Source organism: Lentzea sp. NBRC 105346, from assembly GCF_030269605.1.
GTDB lineage: Bacteria > Actinomycetota > Actinomycetes > Mycobacteriales > Pseudonocardiaceae > Lentzea.
In genome coordinates this window covers 265778-284599 of the sequence record NZ_BSTQ01000008.1, presented here as the reverse complement: position 1 = coordinate 284599, position 18822 = coordinate 265778, and the positions used below count along the sequence as shown (strand labels likewise).

The 18822-nt window shown below is 68.7% G+C and carries 19 protein-coding genes; 12 read left to right on the top strand and 7 right to left on the bottom strand.

Annotated elements, in window-relative coordinates:
• Positions 1-4: 4 nt before the first annotated feature.
• From QSK35_RS19580 to QSK35_RS19570, 3 genes are read right to left on the bottom strand one after another with little or no spacing between them, the layout of a single operon-like run.
• Positions 5-448: a pyridoxamine 5'-phosphate oxidase family protein gene (locus QSK35_RS19580; RefSeq protein WP_285748120.1), complete on the bottom strand. Its 444-nt coding sequence runs from the start codon at positions 446-448 to the stop codon at positions 5-7.
• Entirely contained in the window at positions 441-1952 is a 1512-nt protein-coding gene (locus QSK35_RS19575; RefSeq protein WP_285748118.1) for an acyl-CoA synthetase, read from the bottom strand. Before QSK35_RS19575 ends, QSK35_RS19580 begins: the two co-directional genes overlap by 8 nt.
• A complete protein-coding gene (locus tag QSK35_RS19570) occupies positions 1891-2985 on the bottom strand; it encodes an LLM class F420-dependent oxidoreductase (protein ID WP_285748116.1) in 1095 nt (364 codons plus the stop codon). Before QSK35_RS19570 ends, QSK35_RS19575 begins: the two co-directional genes overlap by 62 nt.
• 42 nt (positions 2986-3027) lie before the next feature.
• Here QSK35_RS19570 and QSK35_RS19565 point away from each other — a divergent pair, with 42 nt between their 5' ends.
• The 6 genes from QSK35_RS19565 to QSK35_RS19540 all read left to right on the top strand — a co-directional run bounded on the left by QSK35_RS19565 (position 3028) and on the right by QSK35_RS19540 (position 8622).
• Positions 3028-3972, top strand: a complete 945-nt coding sequence (locus QSK35_RS19565) for a Zn-ribbon domain-containing OB-fold protein (protein WP_285748296.1) — start codon at positions 3028-3030, stop codon at positions 3970-3972.
• 7 nt (positions 3973-3979) lie between these two features.
• Positions 3980-5035 (top strand): thiolase family protein, encoded by a 1056-nt coding sequence (locus QSK35_RS19560; RefSeq protein WP_285748114.1) that lies wholly within the window; start codon positions 3980-3982, stop codon positions 5033-5035.
• Positions 5036-6178, top strand: coding sequence for a thiolase family protein (locus QSK35_RS19555; RefSeq protein WP_285748112.1), 1143 nt, complete (start codon positions 5036-5038; stop codon positions 6176-6178). It begins immediately after the preceding gene.
• A complete protein-coding gene (locus QSK35_RS19550) occupies positions 6175-7035 on the top strand; it encodes a TIGR03619 family F420-dependent LLM class oxidoreductase (protein ID WP_285748111.1) in 861 nt (286 codons plus the stop codon). The genes QSK35_RS19555 and QSK35_RS19550 overlap by 4 nt, the downstream gene beginning before the upstream one ends.
• Positions 7036-7091: 56 nt before the next feature.
• Positions 7092-7463: a nuclear transport factor 2 family protein gene (locus QSK35_RS19545; RefSeq protein ID WP_285748294.1), complete on the top strand. Its 372-nt coding sequence runs from the start codon at positions 7092-7094 to the stop codon at positions 7461-7463.
• Between the two features lie 79 nt (positions 7464-7542).
• Complete coding sequence (locus tag QSK35_RS19540; protein ID WP_285748109.1) at positions 7543-8622, top strand: NAD(P)/FAD-dependent oxidoreductase; 1080 nt, start codon at positions 7543-7545, stop codon at positions 8620-8622.
• Here QSK35_RS19540 and QSK35_RS19535 read toward each other — a convergent pair.
• Complete coding sequence (locus QSK35_RS19535; protein ID WP_285748107.1) at positions 8594-9820, bottom strand: cytochrome P450; 1227 nt, start codon at positions 9818-9820, stop codon at positions 8594-8596. The two genes, QSK35_RS19540 and QSK35_RS19535, sit on opposite strands and share 29 nt — an antisense overlap.
• A gap of 133 nt (positions 9821-9953) precedes the next feature.
• Here QSK35_RS19535 and QSK35_RS19530 point away from each other — a divergent pair, with 133 nt between their 5' ends.
• Positions 9954-11081, top strand: a complete 1128-nt coding sequence (locus QSK35_RS19530) for a steroid 3-ketoacyl-CoA thiolase (protein WP_285748105.1) — start codon at positions 9954-9956, stop codon at positions 11079-11081.
• Here QSK35_RS19530 and QSK35_RS19525 read toward each other — a convergent pair.
• On the bottom strand, positions 11078-11941 hold the full coding sequence (locus QSK35_RS19525; RefSeq protein ID WP_285748103.1) for an SDR family oxidoreductase: 864 nt from the start codon (positions 11939-11941) through the stop codon (positions 11078-11080). The two genes, QSK35_RS19530 and QSK35_RS19525, sit on opposite strands and share 4 nt — an antisense overlap.
• Positions 11938-12699, bottom strand: coding sequence for an SDR family oxidoreductase (locus QSK35_RS19520; RefSeq protein ID WP_285748101.1), 762 nt, complete (start codon positions 12697-12699; stop codon positions 11938-11940). The genes QSK35_RS19525 and QSK35_RS19520 overlap by 4 nt, the downstream gene beginning before the upstream one ends.
• Before the next feature lie 63 nt (positions 12700-12762).
• Here QSK35_RS19520 and QSK35_RS19515 point away from each other — a divergent pair, with 63 nt between their 5' ends.
• The 5 genes from QSK35_RS19515 (at position 12763) to QSK35_RS19495 (ending at position 17463) form a co-directional block, all read left to right on the top strand.
• Positions 12763-13524, top strand: a complete 762-nt coding sequence (locus QSK35_RS19515) for an enoyl-CoA hydratase family protein (RefSeq protein ID WP_285748098.1) — start codon at positions 12763-12765, stop codon at positions 13522-13524.
• On the top strand, positions 13499-14305 hold the full coding sequence (locus QSK35_RS19510; RefSeq protein WP_285748096.1) for a CoA transferase subunit A: 807 nt from the start codon (positions 13499-13501) through the stop codon (positions 14303-14305). Before QSK35_RS19515 ends, QSK35_RS19510 begins: the two co-directional genes overlap by 26 nt.
• Positions 14302-15015, top strand: a complete 714-nt coding sequence (locus QSK35_RS19505; RefSeq protein WP_285748094.1) for a CoA-transferase subunit beta — start codon at positions 14302-14304, stop codon at positions 15013-15015. Before QSK35_RS19510 ends, QSK35_RS19505 begins: the two co-directional genes overlap by 4 nt.
• Positions 15012-16064 carry an NAD(P)H-dependent flavin oxidoreductase gene (locus tag QSK35_RS19500; RefSeq protein WP_285748092.1) on the top strand — a complete coding sequence of 351 codons (1053 nt, stop codon included), beginning with the start codon at positions 15012-15014 and terminating at the stop codon, positions 16062-16064. Before QSK35_RS19505 ends, QSK35_RS19500 begins: the two co-directional genes overlap by 4 nt.
• A 172-nt stretch (positions 16065-16236) precedes the next feature.
• A complete protein-coding gene (locus QSK35_RS19495; RefSeq protein WP_285748090.1) occupies positions 16237-17463 on the top strand; it encodes an HNH endonuclease signature motif containing protein in 1227 nt (408 codons plus the stop codon).
• A gap of 211 nt (positions 17464-17674) precedes the next feature.
• On the opposite strand, the gene QSK35_RS19490 is transcribed toward QSK35_RS19495, so the two are convergent.
• Complete coding sequence (locus QSK35_RS19490; RefSeq protein ID WP_285748088.1) at positions 17675-18820, bottom strand: acetyl-CoA C-acetyltransferase; 1146 nt, start codon at positions 18818-18820, stop codon at positions 17675-17677.
• Positions 18821-18822: the final 2 nt, after the last annotated feature.

Sequence of the window (18822 nt, the reverse complement as noted above, 5' to 3'; positions counted from 1 at the left end):
AGTATCAGCTCTCTGTCGGTACCAACATCTTGCGGTGGTCCCAGCTGGCCACCTTCGACGGCCGGAAGATCACGGCCACCCGTTTGGCCATGGCGCGGCGCAGCTGCCCGGACTCCTCGACCGGCCCGATGTTGCGCGCCACCACGGCGTCCACCACGCGCGGCACGTCGTCGGTGAACTCCGCGACGCCCTCCATGAACACCCCGCGCAGCTCGCCGTACGTCTCCCCCGCCTCGGCCAGCACACTCATCCGCGGCTCGCGGCGCAGGTTCGCGATCTTCTGCGACTTGCGGTCGGTGCAGAACACGATGTTGCCGTCCAGGAACGCGAACCACATCGGCGCGAGGTGCGGCACACCGGACAGACCAACGCTTCCAACAATCAACGTGCGTTGCGCCGACAGGAAAGCGTGGACCTCGGCCGGCGTCATCCGGATGTGGTCACGCACGATCGCGCAGCTTTCGCTTGTACAACTTGCCATTGGGGTCGCGCGGCAGTTCCTCCATGTACTCCACGGTCCGCGGTAGCTTGAACTTCGCCAGCCGCGTGCCCGCGAACGCCAGCAGCTCCTCGGTGAGATCCGGGCCCGGCGTCACGCCATCGACCGGCTGCACCACCGCCTTGATCGACTCACCCCAGTCCGGGTGCGGCACGCCGAACACCGCGACGTCGGCGACCTTCGGGTGACACATCAGCTCACCCTCGATCTCCGCCGGGTAGATGTTCACCCCACCAGAGATGATCATGTCGCTCTTGCGGTCGCACAGATAGAGGTACCCGTCGGAGTCGACGTATCCGATGTCCCCCAACGTGAACAGGTTGCCGACCCGCGCGGCCCGCGTCTTCGCCTCGTCCTTGTGGTACTCGAACGTGGACGTGCCCATCCGCATGTAGACCAGGCCGCGCTCGCCCGCGGGCAGCTCGGCGCCGCCCTCGTCCAGGATCTTGATCTCCGAGTTCGGCCACGGCAGGCCGACCGAACCCGGCTTGCGCAACCACTCCGCGGCCGGGATCGCGGTGCCACCGCCCTCGGTCGCGGCGTAGTACTCGGTCACGACCGGGCCCCACCAGTCGAGCATCCGGTGCTTGACCTCGATCGGGCACGGCGCCGCGCCGTGGATCATCGTGCGCAACGACGACAGGTCGTACTTGTTCCGAACCTCTTCGGGCAGCGCCAGCAACCGGTGGAACTGCGTCGGCACCATGTGGCTGTGCGTCACCCGGTGCCGCTCGATCAGCCGCAGCATCTCCTCCGGCGCCCAGTGGTCCATCAGCACCGCGGTGTGCCCGAGCTGGATGGAGATGGCGACGAAGTTCAGCACCGCCGTGTGGTAGAGCGGCGACCCGCACAGGTGCACGTGCCCGTCGAACGGCTTGATGCCGAAGATCCCGAAGAACCCCGCGGCCTGCGGTGGGACCTCATCGGGATCCGCGCCGGTCAACGGCCGGCGCACGCCCTTCGGCCGACCGGTCGTCCCGGACGTGTAGAGCATCGCCGACCCCGCCGTGCGGACATCGGGCCTGCCCTGCTCGCCGGCGCCGAGCGCGCTCAACGACCGGAAGCCGGGGACGTCACCGACCGCGAAACGGGCGTCGGTGGGCAGCGACGCGACCGCTTCCGTGGCCGCGGCGGCGAACCGCTCGTGACCGAAGAAGGCCTTGGCGCCGCTGTCCTGCACGAGGTACGCGACCTCGGGCCCGGTCAGGTGCCAGTTCGCCATCACGACATACAGGCCGGTCTCGTACGCGGCGAAGTACACCGCCACGAGGTCGGCGCTGTTCGGCAGCATCAGCACGATGCTGTCGCCGGGCTCCAGCCCCATCGCCTGCAGCCCGCGCCCGTACCGGTCCGCGGTCGCCGCGAGTTCCGCGTATGTCAGCTCCTTGCCGTCAGGATCGACCAGAGCGATGTGGTCCGGCTGCGTCTTGGCGATGTTCCAGAGTCCGGTCACCCTCCCAAATTAGAACCTGTTCCACTGGTTGGCAAGCGGCCGCTACGGCATTGATCGAGGCCACGTCCCGGCACCCGACGAGCAGCTGGGTGACGCCCGCGGCCTCCCAGCGGGCGACCTCGGCGCGCACCTCGTCGGCCGTGCCGACGATGGTGATCTCGCCTACCAGCTCCTCCGGAACCGCCTGTGCCGCCTCGGTTTTCCGGCCCGACCGGAACAGCCGGCCGACGTCCGCGACGACCTCGCCGTATCCCATGCGGGTGAACACCTCGGCGTGGAAGTTCATCCCCGGCGCACCCATGCCGCCGATGTACAGGGCGACCATGGGTTTCAGCAGCTCACGCACCGCTTTCGCGTCGTCGGTGACGACGACCTGGCAGGTCGCGGCGACCTCGAAGCCTTCACGGAGGTCGCCGAGCCAGTCCCGGTACATGCCCGCGAGCCTTGGCGCGTAATAGATGGCGAGCCAGCCGTCGGCGATCTCCGCCGCCAGCGCCACGTTGCGCGGCCCCTCGGCGCCGAGCCAGATCGGCAGGTCCGCACGCAGCGGATGGGTGATCGGTTTGAGCGGCTTGCCGAGGCCCAGTGCGCCCGCTCCTTCGTAGGGCAACGGATAGTGCGGCCCGTCGTTGCGCACGGGCGCCTCACGGGCCAGGGCCTGCCGCACGATCGAGACGTATTCCCTGGTCCGGGCAAGGGGTTTGGCGAACGGCTGCCCGTACCAGCCCTCGACCACCTGCGGCCCGGACACCCCGAGCCCCAGCACGAACCGGCCGCCGGACAGGTGGTCCAGCGTCAGCGCGTGCATCGCGCAGGCCGCCGGGGTACGGGCCGACATCTGCACGACCGACGTGCCCAGGCGAACCCTGCGGGTCGCGGATCCCCACCACGCCAACGGGGTGAACGCGTCCGAACCCCACGCCTCGGCGGCGAACACGGCGTCGAACCCCGCGTCCTCGGCGGCCTGGACGAGTTCCGGTGCGTTCGGGGGCGGCTGCGCGCCCCAGTAGCCGAGCTGCAGTCCGAGCTTCACACCAGCCATCTTGCCACGATTTCGAGAACCTGTTTCACTTCGATCGTGACCACTCCACTGAGTGCTCCCCTCAACATCGGCTTCGACTACACGCGCTCGCTCGGCCCGACGCTCAGCCACTTCATGACGGGGCTGCGCCGGCGTCAGGTGACCGGTGTGCGCGGTTCCGACGGCCGGGTGCACGTGCCGCCGCTCGAGTACGACCCGGTCACCGCCGAGCCGCTCACCGAGCACGTCGACGTCGCGTCGACCGGCGTGGTGCGAAGTTGGTCGTGGGCGGCGGAACCTCTGGACGGCCAGCCGCTGGACCGGCCGTTCGCGTGGGCGTTGATCCAGCTCGACGGCGCGGACACCTCGCTGCTGCACGCCGTGGACGCGCCGCACGACCAAATGCGGACCGGAGTTCGCGTCCGGGCGCGATGGCGGGAAGAACGAGTCGGTGCCATCACCGACATCGAGTGCTTCGAGATTTCCGACGGCCCCGGAGCCGAACCCGTCGAGGCCGACGAGGTCTCCATGGTGATCACGCCGGTGAACCTCAAGTACACGCATTCCGCGTCACCCGTGGAGAGCACCTTCCTGCGCGGCCTGATGGAGGGACGCCTGCTCGGCCAGCGCTGTCCCAAGTGCCACAAGGTGTACATGCCGCCGCGTCCCGCGTGCCCGACCGACGGCGTGCCCACGTCCGAAGAGGTCGAGCTGCCGGACCACGGCACGGTCACCACGTTCTGCATCGTCAACGTGCCGTTCCTCGGCCAGCGGATCAAGCCGCCGTACGTCGCGGCGTACGTGCTGCTCGACGGCGCGGACATCCCGTTCCAGCACCTCATCCTGGAATGCGCGGCCGACGAGGTGCGGATGGGCATGCGCGTCGAGGCGGTGTGGAAGCCCCGCGAGGAATGGGGCCCGTCGATGCAGAACATCGACCACTTCAGGCCCTCCGGCGAGCCGGACGCGCCGTTCGACTCCTACTCCCAGCATCTGTGAGGTCGGCATGCCTGACGTGGCGGTAGTGGGATTCGCCCAGACGCCGAGTGTGCGCAGCACGACCGGCACCACCAACGGTGTCGAGATGCTGGTGCCGATCTTCCACGAGGTGCTGGGCGGCCTCGGTCTGTCCAAATCGGACATCGGTTTCTGGTGCTCGGGCTCCTCGGACTACCTGGCGGGCCGGGCGTTCTCGTTCGTCTCGGCGGTCGACGCGATCGGCGCGTTCCCGCCGATCATGGAGTCGCACGTCGAGATGGACGCGGCATGGGCGCTCTACGAGGCGTGGGTGAAGCTGCTGACCGGCGAGGTGGACACCGCCCTGGTCTACGGCTTCGGCAAGTCATCGGCCGGCCAGCTGCGCCGGGTGCTCGCGATGCAGCTCGACCCGTACCTCGTCACCCCGCTGTGGCCCGACTCCCTCGGCCTGGCGGGAATTCAGGCCAGGCTCGGCATCGAGAGCGGCCTGTGGAGCGAACGCGCCATGGCCGAGGTGGCGGTCCGCAGCCGTGCCGACGCCGCGTACAACGCCAACGCCCAGCTTTCCGGTGAGTTCGATGTGGACGCACTCCTCACCGAGCCGTACCTGGCCGATCCACTGCGGAAGAGCGACTGCGCGCCCGTCACGGACGGTGCCGCGACGATCGTGCTGGCGTCCGGCGACCGCGCTCGAGAGTTGTGCGAACGACCGGCGTGGATCACCGGCATCGAGCATCGGGTGGACTCCCCCGCGTTCGGCGCCCGCGACCTCACCACCTCCCCGTCGACCGTGGCCGCGGGCAAGGCGGCGGGTGCGGACGGCGTCACGGTCGCCGAGCTGCACGCCCCGTTCACCCACCAGGAACTGCTGCTGCGGCAGGCCCTCGGCCTGGGCGACGAGGTGCGGATCAACCCGTCCGGCGGCGCCCTGTGCGGCAACCCGATGTTCGCCTCCGGTCTCGTCCGGATCGGTGAGGCCGCGCGGCGGGTGCACAACGGCGAGGCCGCGCGGGTGCTCGGGCACGCGACCAGCGGTCCGTTGCTGCAGCAGAACCTGGTCTGCGTGATGGAAGGGCGGGACTAGATGCAACCGGCAGCGGTGGTCGGCACCGGGCAGACCCACCACACCACGAAACGCCTGGACGTCTCGATGGCGGGCCTGTGCCGCGAGGCGATCGACCGCGCCATGGCCGACGCCGGCGTCGACTGGCCGGACATCGACGCGGTCGTGATCGGCAAGGCGCCGGACCTGTTCGAGGGCGTCATGATGCCCGAGCTGTTCCTCGCGGACGCGTTGGGCGCCACGGGAAAACCGCTCCTGCGCGTGCACACGGCCGGTTCGGTCGGCGGCACGACCGGCAACGTCGCTGCCTCGCTGGTGCAGTCAGGTGTGCACCAACGAGTCCTGGCCGTGGCGTTCGAGAAGCAGTCCGAGTCGAACGCGATGTGGGCGCTGTCGGTGCCCACGCCGTTCACCATGCCCGTGCACGCGGGCGCGGGCGGCTACTTCGCCCCGCACGTGCGCTCCTACATCCGTCGCTCGGGCGCTCCGGAGCACGTCGGCGCCATGGTCGCGGTGAAGGACCGCCGCAACGGCGCGTTGAACCCCTACGCGCATCTTCGCCAGCCCGACATCACCCTGGAGTCGGTGCGCGCGTCGGCGATGCTGTGGGACCCGATCAGGTACGACGAGACCTGCCCGTCGTCCGACGGCGCGTGCGCGGTGGTCATCTCCGCCACGCCGACGTCGGGCACCCCGGCGTGGATCCACGCCACCGCGATGCGCACCGAGCCCACCACGTTCGCTGGCCGTGACCAGGTCAACCCGCAGGCGGGCCGGGACGCGGCGGCCGCGCTGTGGCGTCAGGCGGGCATCACCGACCCACTGTCCGAAGTGGACGTCGCCGAGATCTACGTGCCGTTCTCGTGGTTCGAGCCGATGTGGCTGGAGAACCTGGGCTTCACCGAGGCCGGCCAGGGCTGGAAGCTCACCGAGGCCGGTGAGACCGAGATCGGCGGCCGTCTGCCGATCAACCCGAGCGGCGGCGTCCTGTCGTCCAACCCCATCGGCGCGTCGGGGATGCTGCGCTTCGCCGAGGCGGCCATGCAGGTGATGGGCCGGGCCGGCGACCACCAGGTCGACGGCGCACGAGTCGCGCTGGGCCACGCCTACGGCGGTGGCTCGCAGTTCTTCGCCATGTGGGTCGTCGGGTCGGAGCAGCCATGAAATTCACCCTGGGCATCGCGATGAGTCCCCTGGACCAGCTCACCGAGCTGGCTCAGTGTGCGGAGGAGTGCGGCTACTCCTCGATCGCACTACCGGACTCGCTCTTCTACTCGGAGAAGGTCTCGGCCGACTACCCGTACACGCCGGACGGCTCCCGGATGTGGAACGAGAACACGCCGTGGGTCGACCCGATGGTGGCGGCGGCCGCGATGGGCGCGGTGACCTCGCGCATCCGTTTCTACACGCAGGTCCTGAAACTAGGCTCCCGCAACCCGTTGCTGCTGGCGCGGCAGGTCGGTTCGGTGGCGAACATGACCGGCGACCGCTTCGGCCTGGGCGTCGGTCTCGGCTGGGCGCCCGAGGAGTTCGAGTGGTGCGGCGCGCCGTTCGAGCACCGCGGGCGCCGGGCCGACGAGATGATCGAGATCCTGAAGCTGGTGCTCGGCGGTGGGATGGTCGAGTACCACGGCGAGTTCTTCTCGTTCGACCGCCTGCAGATGTCGCCCGCGCCCTCGGCTCCCGTGCCCATCTACGTCGGCGGGCACACCCCGGCCGCCCTGAAACGCGCCGCCCGCGTGGGTGACGGCTGGACGTCGGCGATGATCAAGTTCGCCGATCTGCAGACGGTGATCTCCTCGTTGCGGTCGCTCGGTGCTTTCGACCGTCCTTTCGAGATCCAGGCCGTGTGCATCGACCGGTATGGGCTGGACGGGTATCGGCAGCTGGCCGACATCGGCGTGACCGACGTGATCGTCGTGCCGTGGCTGTTCTACGGCGTCGGGTTCGACGGAGGACTGCAGGCCAAGAAGGACGGGCTGCGCCGCTTCGCCGACGAGGTCATCGGGAGGATGTCGTGATCACCTGGTCCGCGTCGAAGACCGAGACCCCGGCACGCGTCGCGTCCTGGCGTTCGATGGAGGCCGTGACGCGCGGCGCCAAGGACGAGTGGCTGGCGCTGTTCGCGGAGGACGGCGTGGTGGAGGACCCGGTCGGGCCGTCGTTCTTCGACCCCGAAGCGCGCGGGCACCACGGCCGGGAGGCGATCAGCGCGTTCTGGGACAAGGCGATCGCGCTCGCCGAACGCTTCGAGTTCACCATCGCCGACTCGTTCGCCGCGGGCGACGAGTGCGCGAACGTCGGCACGATCACCGCGTTTCTGCCGGGTGGCGCGCGCGTCGACACCGAAGGCGTCTTCGTCTACCGGGTCGGCCCGGACGGGCTGATCAGGTCGATGCGCGCGTTCTGGGAGACCGAGCGGGCCATGGCCACGATGCGTACCGAATAGTGCAGATGCTGTGAAGGTCGTGTGGAGGTGTCGCGAGGATTCTCCTCCTCGCTGATCTGCGGGTTTAGCGTCGGCGGTTGTGGAAACCGTGGACGTGCTCGTCGTCGGCGCTGGGCTGGCCGGGCTGCACACCGCGCGCCTGCTCGCGTCGCAGGGCCTCGACGTCGTCGTGTGTGAACGCCGACGCCGGCTCGACACCGGCATCCGCACGACCGGCATCTTCGTCCGCCGCACGCTCGAGGACTTCTCGCTGCCCGCGGACTGTCTGGGCCCGGAGGTGCGCCGGGTCCTGCTCTATCCGCCGTCGTTGCGCACGCCGATCGAGCTCGTTGGTGGGCCCGACGAGTTCCGAGTCGCGGACATGCCGGGCATCTACGCGCACGCGATGTCCCAGGCTCTGTCGGCAGGCGCACGGGTGCGCCTCGGTGTGTCGTACCCGGTGCGGGACATCGCGGCCCGGTTCACCATCGGGGCCGACGGCGCCCGGTCGACCGTGGCCCGGCGGCTCGGGCTCGACGTCAACCGCCACTTCATCGTCGGTGTCGAGGAAGTCTTCCCTGTGTTCGGTGGTGCGGAGCCGACCTTCCACTGCGTTTTGGATCCGCGGCTCGCTCCCGGTTACCTCGCGTGGATGGTCGACGACGGGGAGCACGCCCACGTCGGGCTGGCCGGACATCCCGGCCGCCTCGCCGGGCCGTTGCCGCAGCTGTTGCGTTCGTTCACGAACCGGTTCCCGGACATGCCTCACGCTGCCGGTCCGGTGGAACGGCGCGGCGGTCCCATCCCAGTTGGTGGGGTGCTGCGCCGGATCGCCTGTCCGTCGGGGTTGCTCGTCGGCGACGCGGCGGGCGCGGTGTCACCGTTGACCGCGGGCGGCCTCGACCCGTGCCTGCGGCTGTCGGAATTCGCCACGAAGATCACAACCGAGTACCTGCGCACCGGTGACGCGTCGGTGCTGCGACACTATGACGGCGCCGCGTTCCGCGCGCACTTCCGCGGCAGGTTGCTACTGCGGCAGGTCTTTTCGCGTGTACCGGCACCGGCGGTCGGTGCCGGGTTCTCGTTGCTGCGCACGGGGTTCGGCCGGGCCTTCGCGTCCCGGGTCCTGTTCGGACGCGGGTCGTTCCCGGTCATGCGTACTGAACTTGGAATTCCTTGATCCCGTTCAGCCACCCGGACCGCAACCTACGCGGCTCCGCGGCCGGGCGGATGTCCGGCATGTGGTCCGCGATCGCGTTGAAGATCAGGTCGATCTCCAGCCGCGCCAGGTTCGCACCGAGGCAGAAGTGCGCCCCGCTACCGCCGAACCCCAGGTGCGGGTTGGGATCGCGGGTGATGTCGAACCGCTGCGGCTCCTCGAAGACGTCCTCGTCGAAGTTCGCCGAGCTGTAGAAGAGCCCCACCCGTTGCCCCTGCTTGATCTCGACGCCACCGAGCTCGGTGTCCTCCAACGCGGTGCGCTGGAAGACCACCACGGGCGTGGCCCAGCGGACGATCTCGTCGGCCGCGGTCGCGGGTCGTTCGGCCTTGAAGTGCTCCCACTGGTCGGGGTGGTCGAAGAACGCCTTCATGCCGTGCGTGATCGCGTTGCGCGTGGTCTCGTTGCCGGCGACCGCCAGCAGCAGCACGAAGAAACCGAACTCGTCCGACGCCAGCCCGGCACCGTCCACATCGGCCTGCACGAGCTTGGTCACGATGTCGTTGCGCGGACACTGCCGGCGGTCCTCGGCCATGGTCCACGAGTACCCGAGCAGCTCGGTCGCCGCGGCCAACGGCTCGATCTCGAACTCGGGATCGTCGTAGGAGATCATCTGGTTGGACCAGTCGAAGATCTTCCTGCGGTCCTCCTGCGGAATCCCGATCAGCTCGGCGATCGCCTGCAACGGCAGCTCGCACGCCACCTCGCTGACGAAGTCGCCGTGCCCCTTGGCCAGCGCGGTCTCGACGATCTGCTCGGCCCTGGCGTTCAACGCGTCGCGCAGGTTGTTGATCGCCTTGGGGGTGAAGCCGCGCGATACGATGCCGCGCAACTTGGTGTGGGTCGGCGGATCCATGTTGAGCAGAAGCAGCCGTTGCATCTCGATGCGGTCGCGCGGCATGTCGTCCTGGAACCGGATGATGGCCGTGTTCTGCCAGCTCGAGTAGACGTCGCTGTTGCGCGAGACCTCCTTGACCTCGGCGTGCTTCGTGACGACCCAGAACCCGTCGTCGGCGAAGCCGCCGCGGTCGACCGGCTGCGAGTTCCACCAGACCGGCGCGGTGCGGCGCAGCTCGGCGAACTCCTCCAGTGGTAACCGTTTCGCGTACATGTCGGGGTCGGTGAAGTCGAACCCTTCGGGGATGCGCGGTGGAATCACGGTTACCTCCTGAGGTGTAACACGTTCTACCGGATTCAAGCACACGTTCGCGCTTCTCAATAGGGTCAAGTAGTGGGTTCTTGTCCTGATCAAGAACGTGTTCTAGCTTGTTTGGAGGCGAGAGGAGACCGACGTGGGCATCCCGGTCATCGTGGAAGCCGTGCGCACGCCCATCGGCAAGCGCAACGGCTGGTTGTCCGGGCTGCACGCGGCCGAGATTCTCGGTGCGGCACAACGGGGAGTGCTTGATCGCAGCGGTGTCGATCCGTCCACTGTCGAACAAGTCATCGGCGGAACCGTGACCCAGTTCGGCGAGCAGTCGAACAACATCACCCGGACGGCCTGGCTGCACGCCGGACTGCCTTATACAACCGGCTGCATGACCGTTGACTGTCAGTGCGGATCGGCCCAGCAGTCCACCCATCTGGTGGCAGGCCTGATCACCGCCGGTGCGATCGACGTCGGCATCGCGTGCGGCGTCGAGGCGATGAGCCGGGTCCCGTTGCGCAGCAACGTCGGCGACACCGGAAAGCCGCGCCCCGACTCCTGGACCATCGACCTGCCCAACCAGTTCGTGGCCGCGGAACGCGTCGCGGTCCGGCGCGGAATCGGGCGCGAGGAGGTCGACCGGTTCGGCGTGCGCTCACAGGTGCGCGCCGCTCGCGCGTGGGCCGAGGGGCGGTTCACGCGGGAGGTCGTGCCGGTCAAGGTCGGCGAGCAACTCGTCGAGCGGGACCAGGGGTTGCGTGAGACCAGCCTTGAAGCGTTGGCCGCGTTGCAGCCGGTGCTGGAGGACGGCGTGCACACGGCCGGCACGTCGTCGCAGATCTCGGACGGCGCTTCGGCGGTCATGCTCGCCGACGCGGACTGGGCTCGGGCGCATGGGTTGCGGCCACGGGCGCGGATCGTGGCGCAGTGCCTTGTCGGTGCCGAGCCTTACTACCACCTCGACGGGCCGGTTGATGCGACTACGCGCCTGCTGTCGCGGTCCGGAATGAAGATCGGCGATCTGGATCTGTTCGAGGTCAACGAGGCCTTTGCGTCCGTGGTGCTGTCGTGGGCCGCTGTGCACCACCCTGATCCGGAGAAGGTCAACGTCAACGGCGGGGCGATTGCGCTCGGGCACCCGGTGGGAAGTACGGGCACGCGGTTGATCACCACGGCGCTGCACGAGCTGGAGCGTCGGGATGCGTCTACGGCGCTGATCACCATGTGCGCCGGGGGTGCTCTCGCGACCGGCACGATCATCGAGCGGATCTAGGCTCCGTACACCGGAACCGACTGGTGGTCCACCAACAGCTTCCGGACCACCGCGCCGATCTCCGTGGGCTCCCAGCGCGCGCCCTTGTCCACCACCGTCCCGTGCTGCCACCCTCGCGCCACGGAGATCCGCCCACCGTCCACTTCGAACATGTGCCCGGTCACGTCCGAAGCCTCAAGACTCCCCAGCCACACCACGAGCGGCGACACGTTCTCCGGCGCCATGGCGTCGAACCCCTCCCGCGGCACCGCCATCATGTCGGCGAACGTGTGCTCGGTCATCCGGGTCCGAGCGGCGGGCGCGATCGAGTTCACCGTGACCCCGTACCGCGCCAACTCAGCAGCGGCCACCAAGGTCATCGCGGCAATCCCAGCCTTGGCCGTCGAGTAGTTGATCTGCCCGACGCTCCCGAACAACCCGGCGCCCGACGAAGTGTTGATCACCCTGCCGGAAACGACCCCACCGGCCTTCAAAGTCGAGCGCCAGTAGGAAGCAGCGTGATGCAGGGGCGCGAAATGCCCCTTGAGGTGCACGCGCACAACCTCGTCCCACTCGTCCTCACCGAGGTTGACCAGCATCCGGTCACGCACAATGCCCGCGTTGTTCACCAGCACGTCCAGCCCACCGAACGTAGACAACGCGGTGTCGATCAGCCGCGAAGCACCCGCCCAAGTGCCGACGTCGTCGGTGTTCACCACGGCCCGCTCACCGATCTCCTGGGCGACCGCGAAAGCGGCATCACGGGACAGATCGTTCACCACGACCCGCGCCCCCGACGCGGCGAACGCCAGGGCGTGTGCCCGGCCGATGCCCCGGCCGGCTCCGGTGACGATCACGACTCGGTCGTCGCACAGGTTCACGACTGCTCCTCACGAGCGTTCGATGCGGCCAGGAAGGCGGGCACCTCTCCCCCGCCGTGCACGGCCAGGGTGGCGCCACTGACATACGAGGCCAAGGGCGAAGCCAGGAAGACGGCGCACGCGCCGACGTCGTCCGGGGTGGCGAGCCGGCCCAGCGGCACCGTGCGGGCGACCGCGGCGATCCCGGCCGCGTCGCCGTAGTGCAGGTGCGACTGCTCGGTGAGCACCGGGCCCACGCTGAGCGAGTTCACCCGGACCTTCGGCGCCCACTCGACGGCTAGCGACGCGGTCAGGTTGTCCAGGCCCGCCTTCGCCGCGCCGTACGCGGCGGTGCCCGGTGAGGGGCGACGGCCGCTCACGCTGCTCACCATCACGATGCTGCCGCCGCCGGCCTGGCGCTGCATCACGGCGTTCGCCGCTTGGGACACCAGCAGCGGGGCCAGCAGGTTCAGTTCGACGATCTTCTGGTGGAACCGCGGCGAGGCGTCGGCCGCGAGCGCGAACGGCGAGCCACCGGCGTTGTTGACGACCACGTCGAGCCGGTGGTGCCGTTCAAGAATGGTGTCGATCAACGACGAGACCTGCTCCGCGTCCCGGACGTCACAGGAGATGAACTCCGGATCAGGGTCCGAGCGCCTGCCACAGGGTATGACGACGGAGCCGGCACCGCGGAACGCGCGGCCGATCCCCGCGCCCACACCGCGGGTGCCGCCCGTGACGAGGACGACTGCTCCCTCGAGGTCGAGTTTCACGCGCACCTACCCCGGTCGCTCAGGCACTGGTAAGTTACCAAGCAATCGCTTGGTTCGGAAGGCGGCGCGATGGGAATCTCCAGCAGCCACACCGAAAACGGCATCATCGCGGTGACGATCGACTATCCCCCGGTGAACGCGGTGCCGGCCCGTGGCTGGTTCGAGCTGGCCGGCGCGCTGCACAAGGCCGGGGAGGACCCCGACGTGCGCGTGGTGATCCTGCGCGCCGAAGGCCGAGGGTTCTGCGCGGGCGTGGACCTCAAGGAGATCCAACGGGACCGGCAGGCGTTGCTCGGCGCGAACCGTGGCTGCGCCAAGGCGTTCGGCGCGGTGTACGACTGTGCGGTGCCCGTGATCGCGGCGGTGCACGGGTTCTGCCTCGGCGGTGGCGTGGGGCTCGTCGGCAACGCGGACATCGTTGTCGCGTCCGACGACGCGACGTTCGGGTTGCCCGAGGTCGATCGGGGCGCGCTCGGCGCGGCCACGCATCTGGCCCGGCTCGTGCCACAACACCTGATGCGCGCGCTGTACTACACGGCGAAGTCGATCAGTGCGCACGAGCTGCACCACCACGGCAGCGTCTACCGGGTCGTGCCGCGTGAAGAGTTGGACGCGGCCGCACTGGAGGTGGCGCGCGAGATCGCCAAGAAGGACCCGACCGTCATCCGCAGCGCCAAGGAGGCCATCAACGGCATCGACCCGCAGCCGGTGCACCACAGCTACCGCTTCGAGCAGGGCTTCACCTTCGAGCTGAACCTCACCGGGGTGTCCGACCACGCCCGGCAGGCCTTCCTGGACGGAAACCATGCGCGACAAGCGAATGACAGCTGACGAGGTCGTCGCCGAGCTGGCCGACGGCATGACGGTCGGCATCGGCGGCTGGGGGTCGCGGCGCAAGCCGATGGCGCTCGTCAACGCGATCCTGCGGTCCTCGCTGACCGACCTGACCATCGTGTCGTACGGCGGCCCGGACGTCGGGCTGCTGTGCGCGGCGGACAAGGTCCGCAAGCTCGTCTACGGCTTCGTCTCGCTCGACACGATCCCGTACGACCCGTGGTTCCGGCGGGCGCGGGAGACCGGGTCGATCGAGGTGCTGGAGCTGGACGAGGGCATGTTCCAGTGCGGCCTGCGCGCGGCCGGGCACCGGCTGCCGTTCCTGCCGATCCGCGCCGGCCTCGGGTCGGACGTGCTGCGGCTGAACCCCGAGCTGCGGCTGGTGCGCTCGCCGTACGACGGCGAGGAGCTGGTCGCGATGCCCGCGCTGCACCTCGACGCCGCGCTCGTGCACCTCAACCGGGCCGACCGGCACGGCAACGCCCAGTACCTCGGCCCGGACCCGTACTTCGACGACCTGTTCTGCCTCGCGGCTCAGCGGCGGTTCGTCTCGTGTGAGCGGATTGTCGAGACGCACGAGCTGACCGCCGACGCGCCGGTCCAGACGTTGCTGCTCAACCGGATGATGGTCGACGGCGTGGTCGAGGCGCCCGGCGGTGCGGGCTTCACAAGCTGCGCGCCGGACTATGGACGCGACGAGGGCATGCAGCGTGAGTACGCGGAAGCGGCCGGTGACCTATCGAAGTGGCCCACGTTCTACGAGGGGTATCTCCGATGAGCGACGTCACGAGGGCCGAGGTGTGCGCGGTCGCCTGCGCGGACCTGTTCGCCGGCGCCGGCGAGATCCTCGCCAGCCCCATGGGTCTCATGCCGTCACTGGGCGCGCGACTGGCGCGGTTGACGAGCGAACCGGACCTGCTGCTGTCCGACGGCGAGGCGTTCCTGCTCGACCCGGAGTCCACTGTGGAGGGATGGCTGCCGTACCGCCGGGTTTTCGCCGTCGTCGCGCACGGCCGCAGGCACGTCGTGATGGGTGCCAACCAGATCGACCGGTTCGGCAACCAGAACATCTCGTGCATCGGCGACCACGCCCGACCGTCGCGGCAGCTGCTCGGATTCCGCGGCGCGCCGGGCAACACGATCAACCACCGCACCAGCTACTGGGTGCCACGGCACAGCCCGCGCGTCTTCGTCGAGCGGGTCGACGTGGTGTCCGGTGTCGGCTACGACCACGCCGTCGGCCCGTTCCACGACGTGCACCGCGTCGTCACGAACCTCGCCGTCCTCGACTTCCGCACACCGGACCGCTCGATGCGACTGGTCAGCGTGCACCCCGGCGTCGAGGTGTCGGAGGTACTCGCCCAGACGTCGTTCCCGTTGGAGCACAACGACTTCGGGGAGACCAGGCTGCCGACCGACGAGGAGCTAGAGCTCCTGCGCACGGTCCTGGATCCGGCGGGCAGGCGGGACAAGGAAGTCCCTTCATGAGGACGGCGCTGACCGAGCTGGTCGGGGTTCAACATCCCGTCGTGCAGACCGGGATGGGCTGGGTCGCCGGGCCACGCCTGGTGGCCGCGACGGCCGAAGCCGGCGGTCTCGGCATCCTGGCCTCCGCCACGATGACATACCCCGAGCTCGAAGCCGCCATCAAGGAGGTCCAGGGCCGCACCGACCGGCCGTTCGGCGTGAACCTGCGCGCGGACGCCACGGACGCGGCCGAACGAGTCGAGCTGCTGATCCGCGCGGGCGTCAGGGTGGCCTCGTTCGCACTGGCCCCGAAACCGGAGCTGATCAGCAAGCTGGTCGACGCGGGCGCGATCGTGATCCCGTCCGTGGGTGCCGCCAGGCACGCCGAGAAGGTCGCCAAGTGGGGTGCCCACGCGGTGATCGTGCAGGGCGGTGAGGGTGGTGGACACACCGGCGGCGTGGCCACCACCCTCCTGCTGCCCAGCGTCCTGGACGCCGTCGACATCCCCGTGATCGCGGCCGGCGGCTTCTACGACGGCCGCGGGCTCGCCGCGGCACTCGCTTACGGAGCGGCCGGGATCGCGATGGGCACCAGGTTCCTACTCACCCGCGAGAGCACCGTCCCGGACGCCGTCAAACAGGCCTACCTGCAACGGGATCTGACCGGCACGGTCGTGACCACGCGCGTCGACGGCCTGCCCCACCGGGTCCTGCGCACGTCTTTGGTTGATCAGCTCGAACAGTCCGGGCGCGTTCGTGGTCTGGTGCGAGCGGTCGTGAACGCTGCCCGGTTCCGGCGCTATACCGGGCTTTCGTGGCTTTCGATGGTCCGGGAAGGGCTGGCCATGCGGCACGGCAAGGACCTGCGGTGGTCACAGGTGATCATGGCGGCGAACACGCCGATGCTGCTTCGCTCCGGGTTGGTGGAAGGACGCACGGACGCCGGGGTGCTCGCCTCTGGGCAGGTTGTCGGGTTGCTCTCCGACTTGCCCACGTGTGCGTCGCTGATCTCCGGGATCGTGGCGGATGCGGAGAAGATCATTGGCTCGCTCGGTCGGGTCTTGGATTGACGCGGCTTCGCCGCGACACGTCGCCTTTTCCTTTCCAGACTTGAGTTGTTGTTGTTCCGGTTGCATAGGTGGTCACTATGCGGTGGCTTGAGTTTCGTTGTTCGATTGATTAACCCGATCGTGTCTGTGCGAGCTGGCGTTTTCGTTGTGATCTTGCGGTAGTGTCGAACACGTGAGCGATCAACGCCTTGCTCTTCTCTCCAACGACGAACTGCTTCGCAGGTTCGTCGCCATGGAGCGCGAGGATCGCGTGCGCGCCGAGTTGAAGCTGCGGATGATTGGTGAGATGGATCGACGCGGCCTGGCCGCCGAATTGGGTCACAAGGATTTGGTTCAGGTGTTCAAGCACCTGGTGCAATGGGACACCAAGTTCTCCCAGGCCAAGGTGGCCAGCGCGCGGCGGCTCACTGCCCAGGTCGGCCCGTCCGGGGCTGAGATCTCACCGGAGCTGCCCGCCACCGCCGAGGCGATGGCCGAAGGCCGGTTGACCGAGGAACACGTGGCGGCGGTCGCCGAAGTGATGAAGGACCTCCCGGAAGATGCCTCGGCGGAGCAGACTGCCGAAGTGGAGCGGCTGGTCGTCGACTTCGGCCGGGACTACGAGCCGCGCATCACCCGCAAGCTCGGCAAGCGGCTGGTCTACGGCATGTTCCAGAACGACGAGGAACCGGTCGACAAAGAGCCGGAGCCGCCGGTCAACAAGGTGGTGCTGCGCGATGAGCGCGGCCGCCTGAGGTTCTGGGGCGATGTCGATCCGGTGATCGGCGCGATGTTCCGGGCCGCGCTGGACCCGCTGGCCAAACCCCATCCCACCGGCCCGGAGGGCCCCGACCCGCGTGGCCTGGTCGAACGGCAGGGCGACGCCTTCGCCGAACTGATCAACCTGGTGCTGCGCGCCGGTCGGCTGCCCGAACACGGCGGCGAGACCGTCACCATGGCCGTCACTGTCTCCTACGACGACCTCGTCAACAAGACCAGGCGAGCGGTACTGGACAACCAGCAGCACATCCCCGCCGAAGACGTCCGCAAACTCGCCTGCGACGCGGGCATCATCCCGATCGTGCTGGGCGGCGAGTCCCAGCCGCTCAACATCGGCCGCAAGACCCGCGCCCTCAACGCCGGAATCCGCAGGGCGATCGTCGCCCGAGACCACGGCTGCGCCTTCCCCGGCTGCGACCGACCACCACGGCACTGCGAAGGCCACCACGTCCGGCACTGGGCCGACGGCGGCGAGACATCCTCCGACAACTGCGTCCTACTGTGCCGAAGGCACCACGATCTGATCCACCACAGCGACTGGGAAGTCAAGATCACCAACGGAATCCCGTACTTCTACCCTCCAGCCTTCCTAGACCCGTTACGCCGACCAAAACGCAACCCACTACACATGGCGAGCTGACAATGAAACACCGCGCAAAGCCCAGCCACCTCATCCCAGCCACGCCCGCAACCGCACCGAACGAACGCAACCCAGCCAACGGATCGGGACCACGACGGCAACCAACCACCGTATCGGTACGTTGGCATTTTCGTGCGGGACAGGCGCCCTAGCGCCTGGCCCGCACGAAAATGCCAACGTGTCGCGGCGCAGCCGCGTCCAAAGCAGACGATCAACCCAGCCGTTCAATGATCGTGACGTTGGCCTGTCCCCCACCCTCACACATGGTCAACAGCCCGAACCGCCCCCCGGACCGTTCCAACTCGTGCAGCAGGGTGGTGAACAACTTGGCCCCGGTAGCCCCGATGGGATGCCCCAACGCCAGCGCCCCACCGTTCACGTTGACCCGAGCCAGATCCACCCCCAACTCAGCAGCCCACGCCAGCACCACCGAAGCGAAGGCCTCGTTGACCTCGAACAGATCGATGTCCGAAACCGACATCCCAGCGCGTTCCAACGCATACCGCGTAGCCCGAATCGGCCCAGTCAGCATGTAGACCGGATCAGATCCCCGCGCCGAGAGGTGATGAACACGCGCCCGCGGCGTCAGCCGATGCGCCTTAACCGCACGCGACGAAGCAACCAGGACGGCCGCGGAGGCGTCGGCGATCTGACTCGACAACGCGGCGGTGGTGCGTCCGCCGGGACGCAACGGCTGCAGCGAAGCCATCTTCTCCAGGCTGGTATCCAGCCGCGGACACTCGTCGTGCACAACCCCGTCCACGGGCGCGATCTCGCGGTCGAAGCGCCCCTCCTTGATCGCGGTGATCGCGCGCATGTGGCTGGTGAAGGCGAACTCCTCCATCACCTCACGCGACAGCCCCCACCGGGTGGCGATCAGGTCCGCCGAGCGGAACTGCGAGATCTCCTCCTCGCCGTACCGGTGTTCCCAACCGGGAGATCCAGCAAAAGGCCCGGTGAAACCATTAGCCGTCATGGCCGAGGCGATCGGCACGCGGCTCATGCTCTGCACGCCGCCCGCGACGACGAAGTCGGCGGTGCCGCTCATGACCGCCTGCGCCGCGAAGTGCACCGCCTGCTGGCTCGACCCGCACTGCCGGTCGACGGTCACGCCCGGCACGTGTTCCGGATACCCCGCCACCAGCCACGAGGTGCGGGCGATGTCGCCCGCCTGCGGTCCGAGGGTGTCGACACACCCGAAGATGACGTCGTCGACGTCAGTCGGGTCGACGTCCACCCGGTTGAGCAACGCGGTGATCGCGTGCGCACCCAGGTCCGCCGGGTGCAGGTGGCTCAGCGCGCCGTTGCGGCGGCCCGCCGGGGTCCGCACGGCCTCGATGATGTACGCCTCGGGCACGA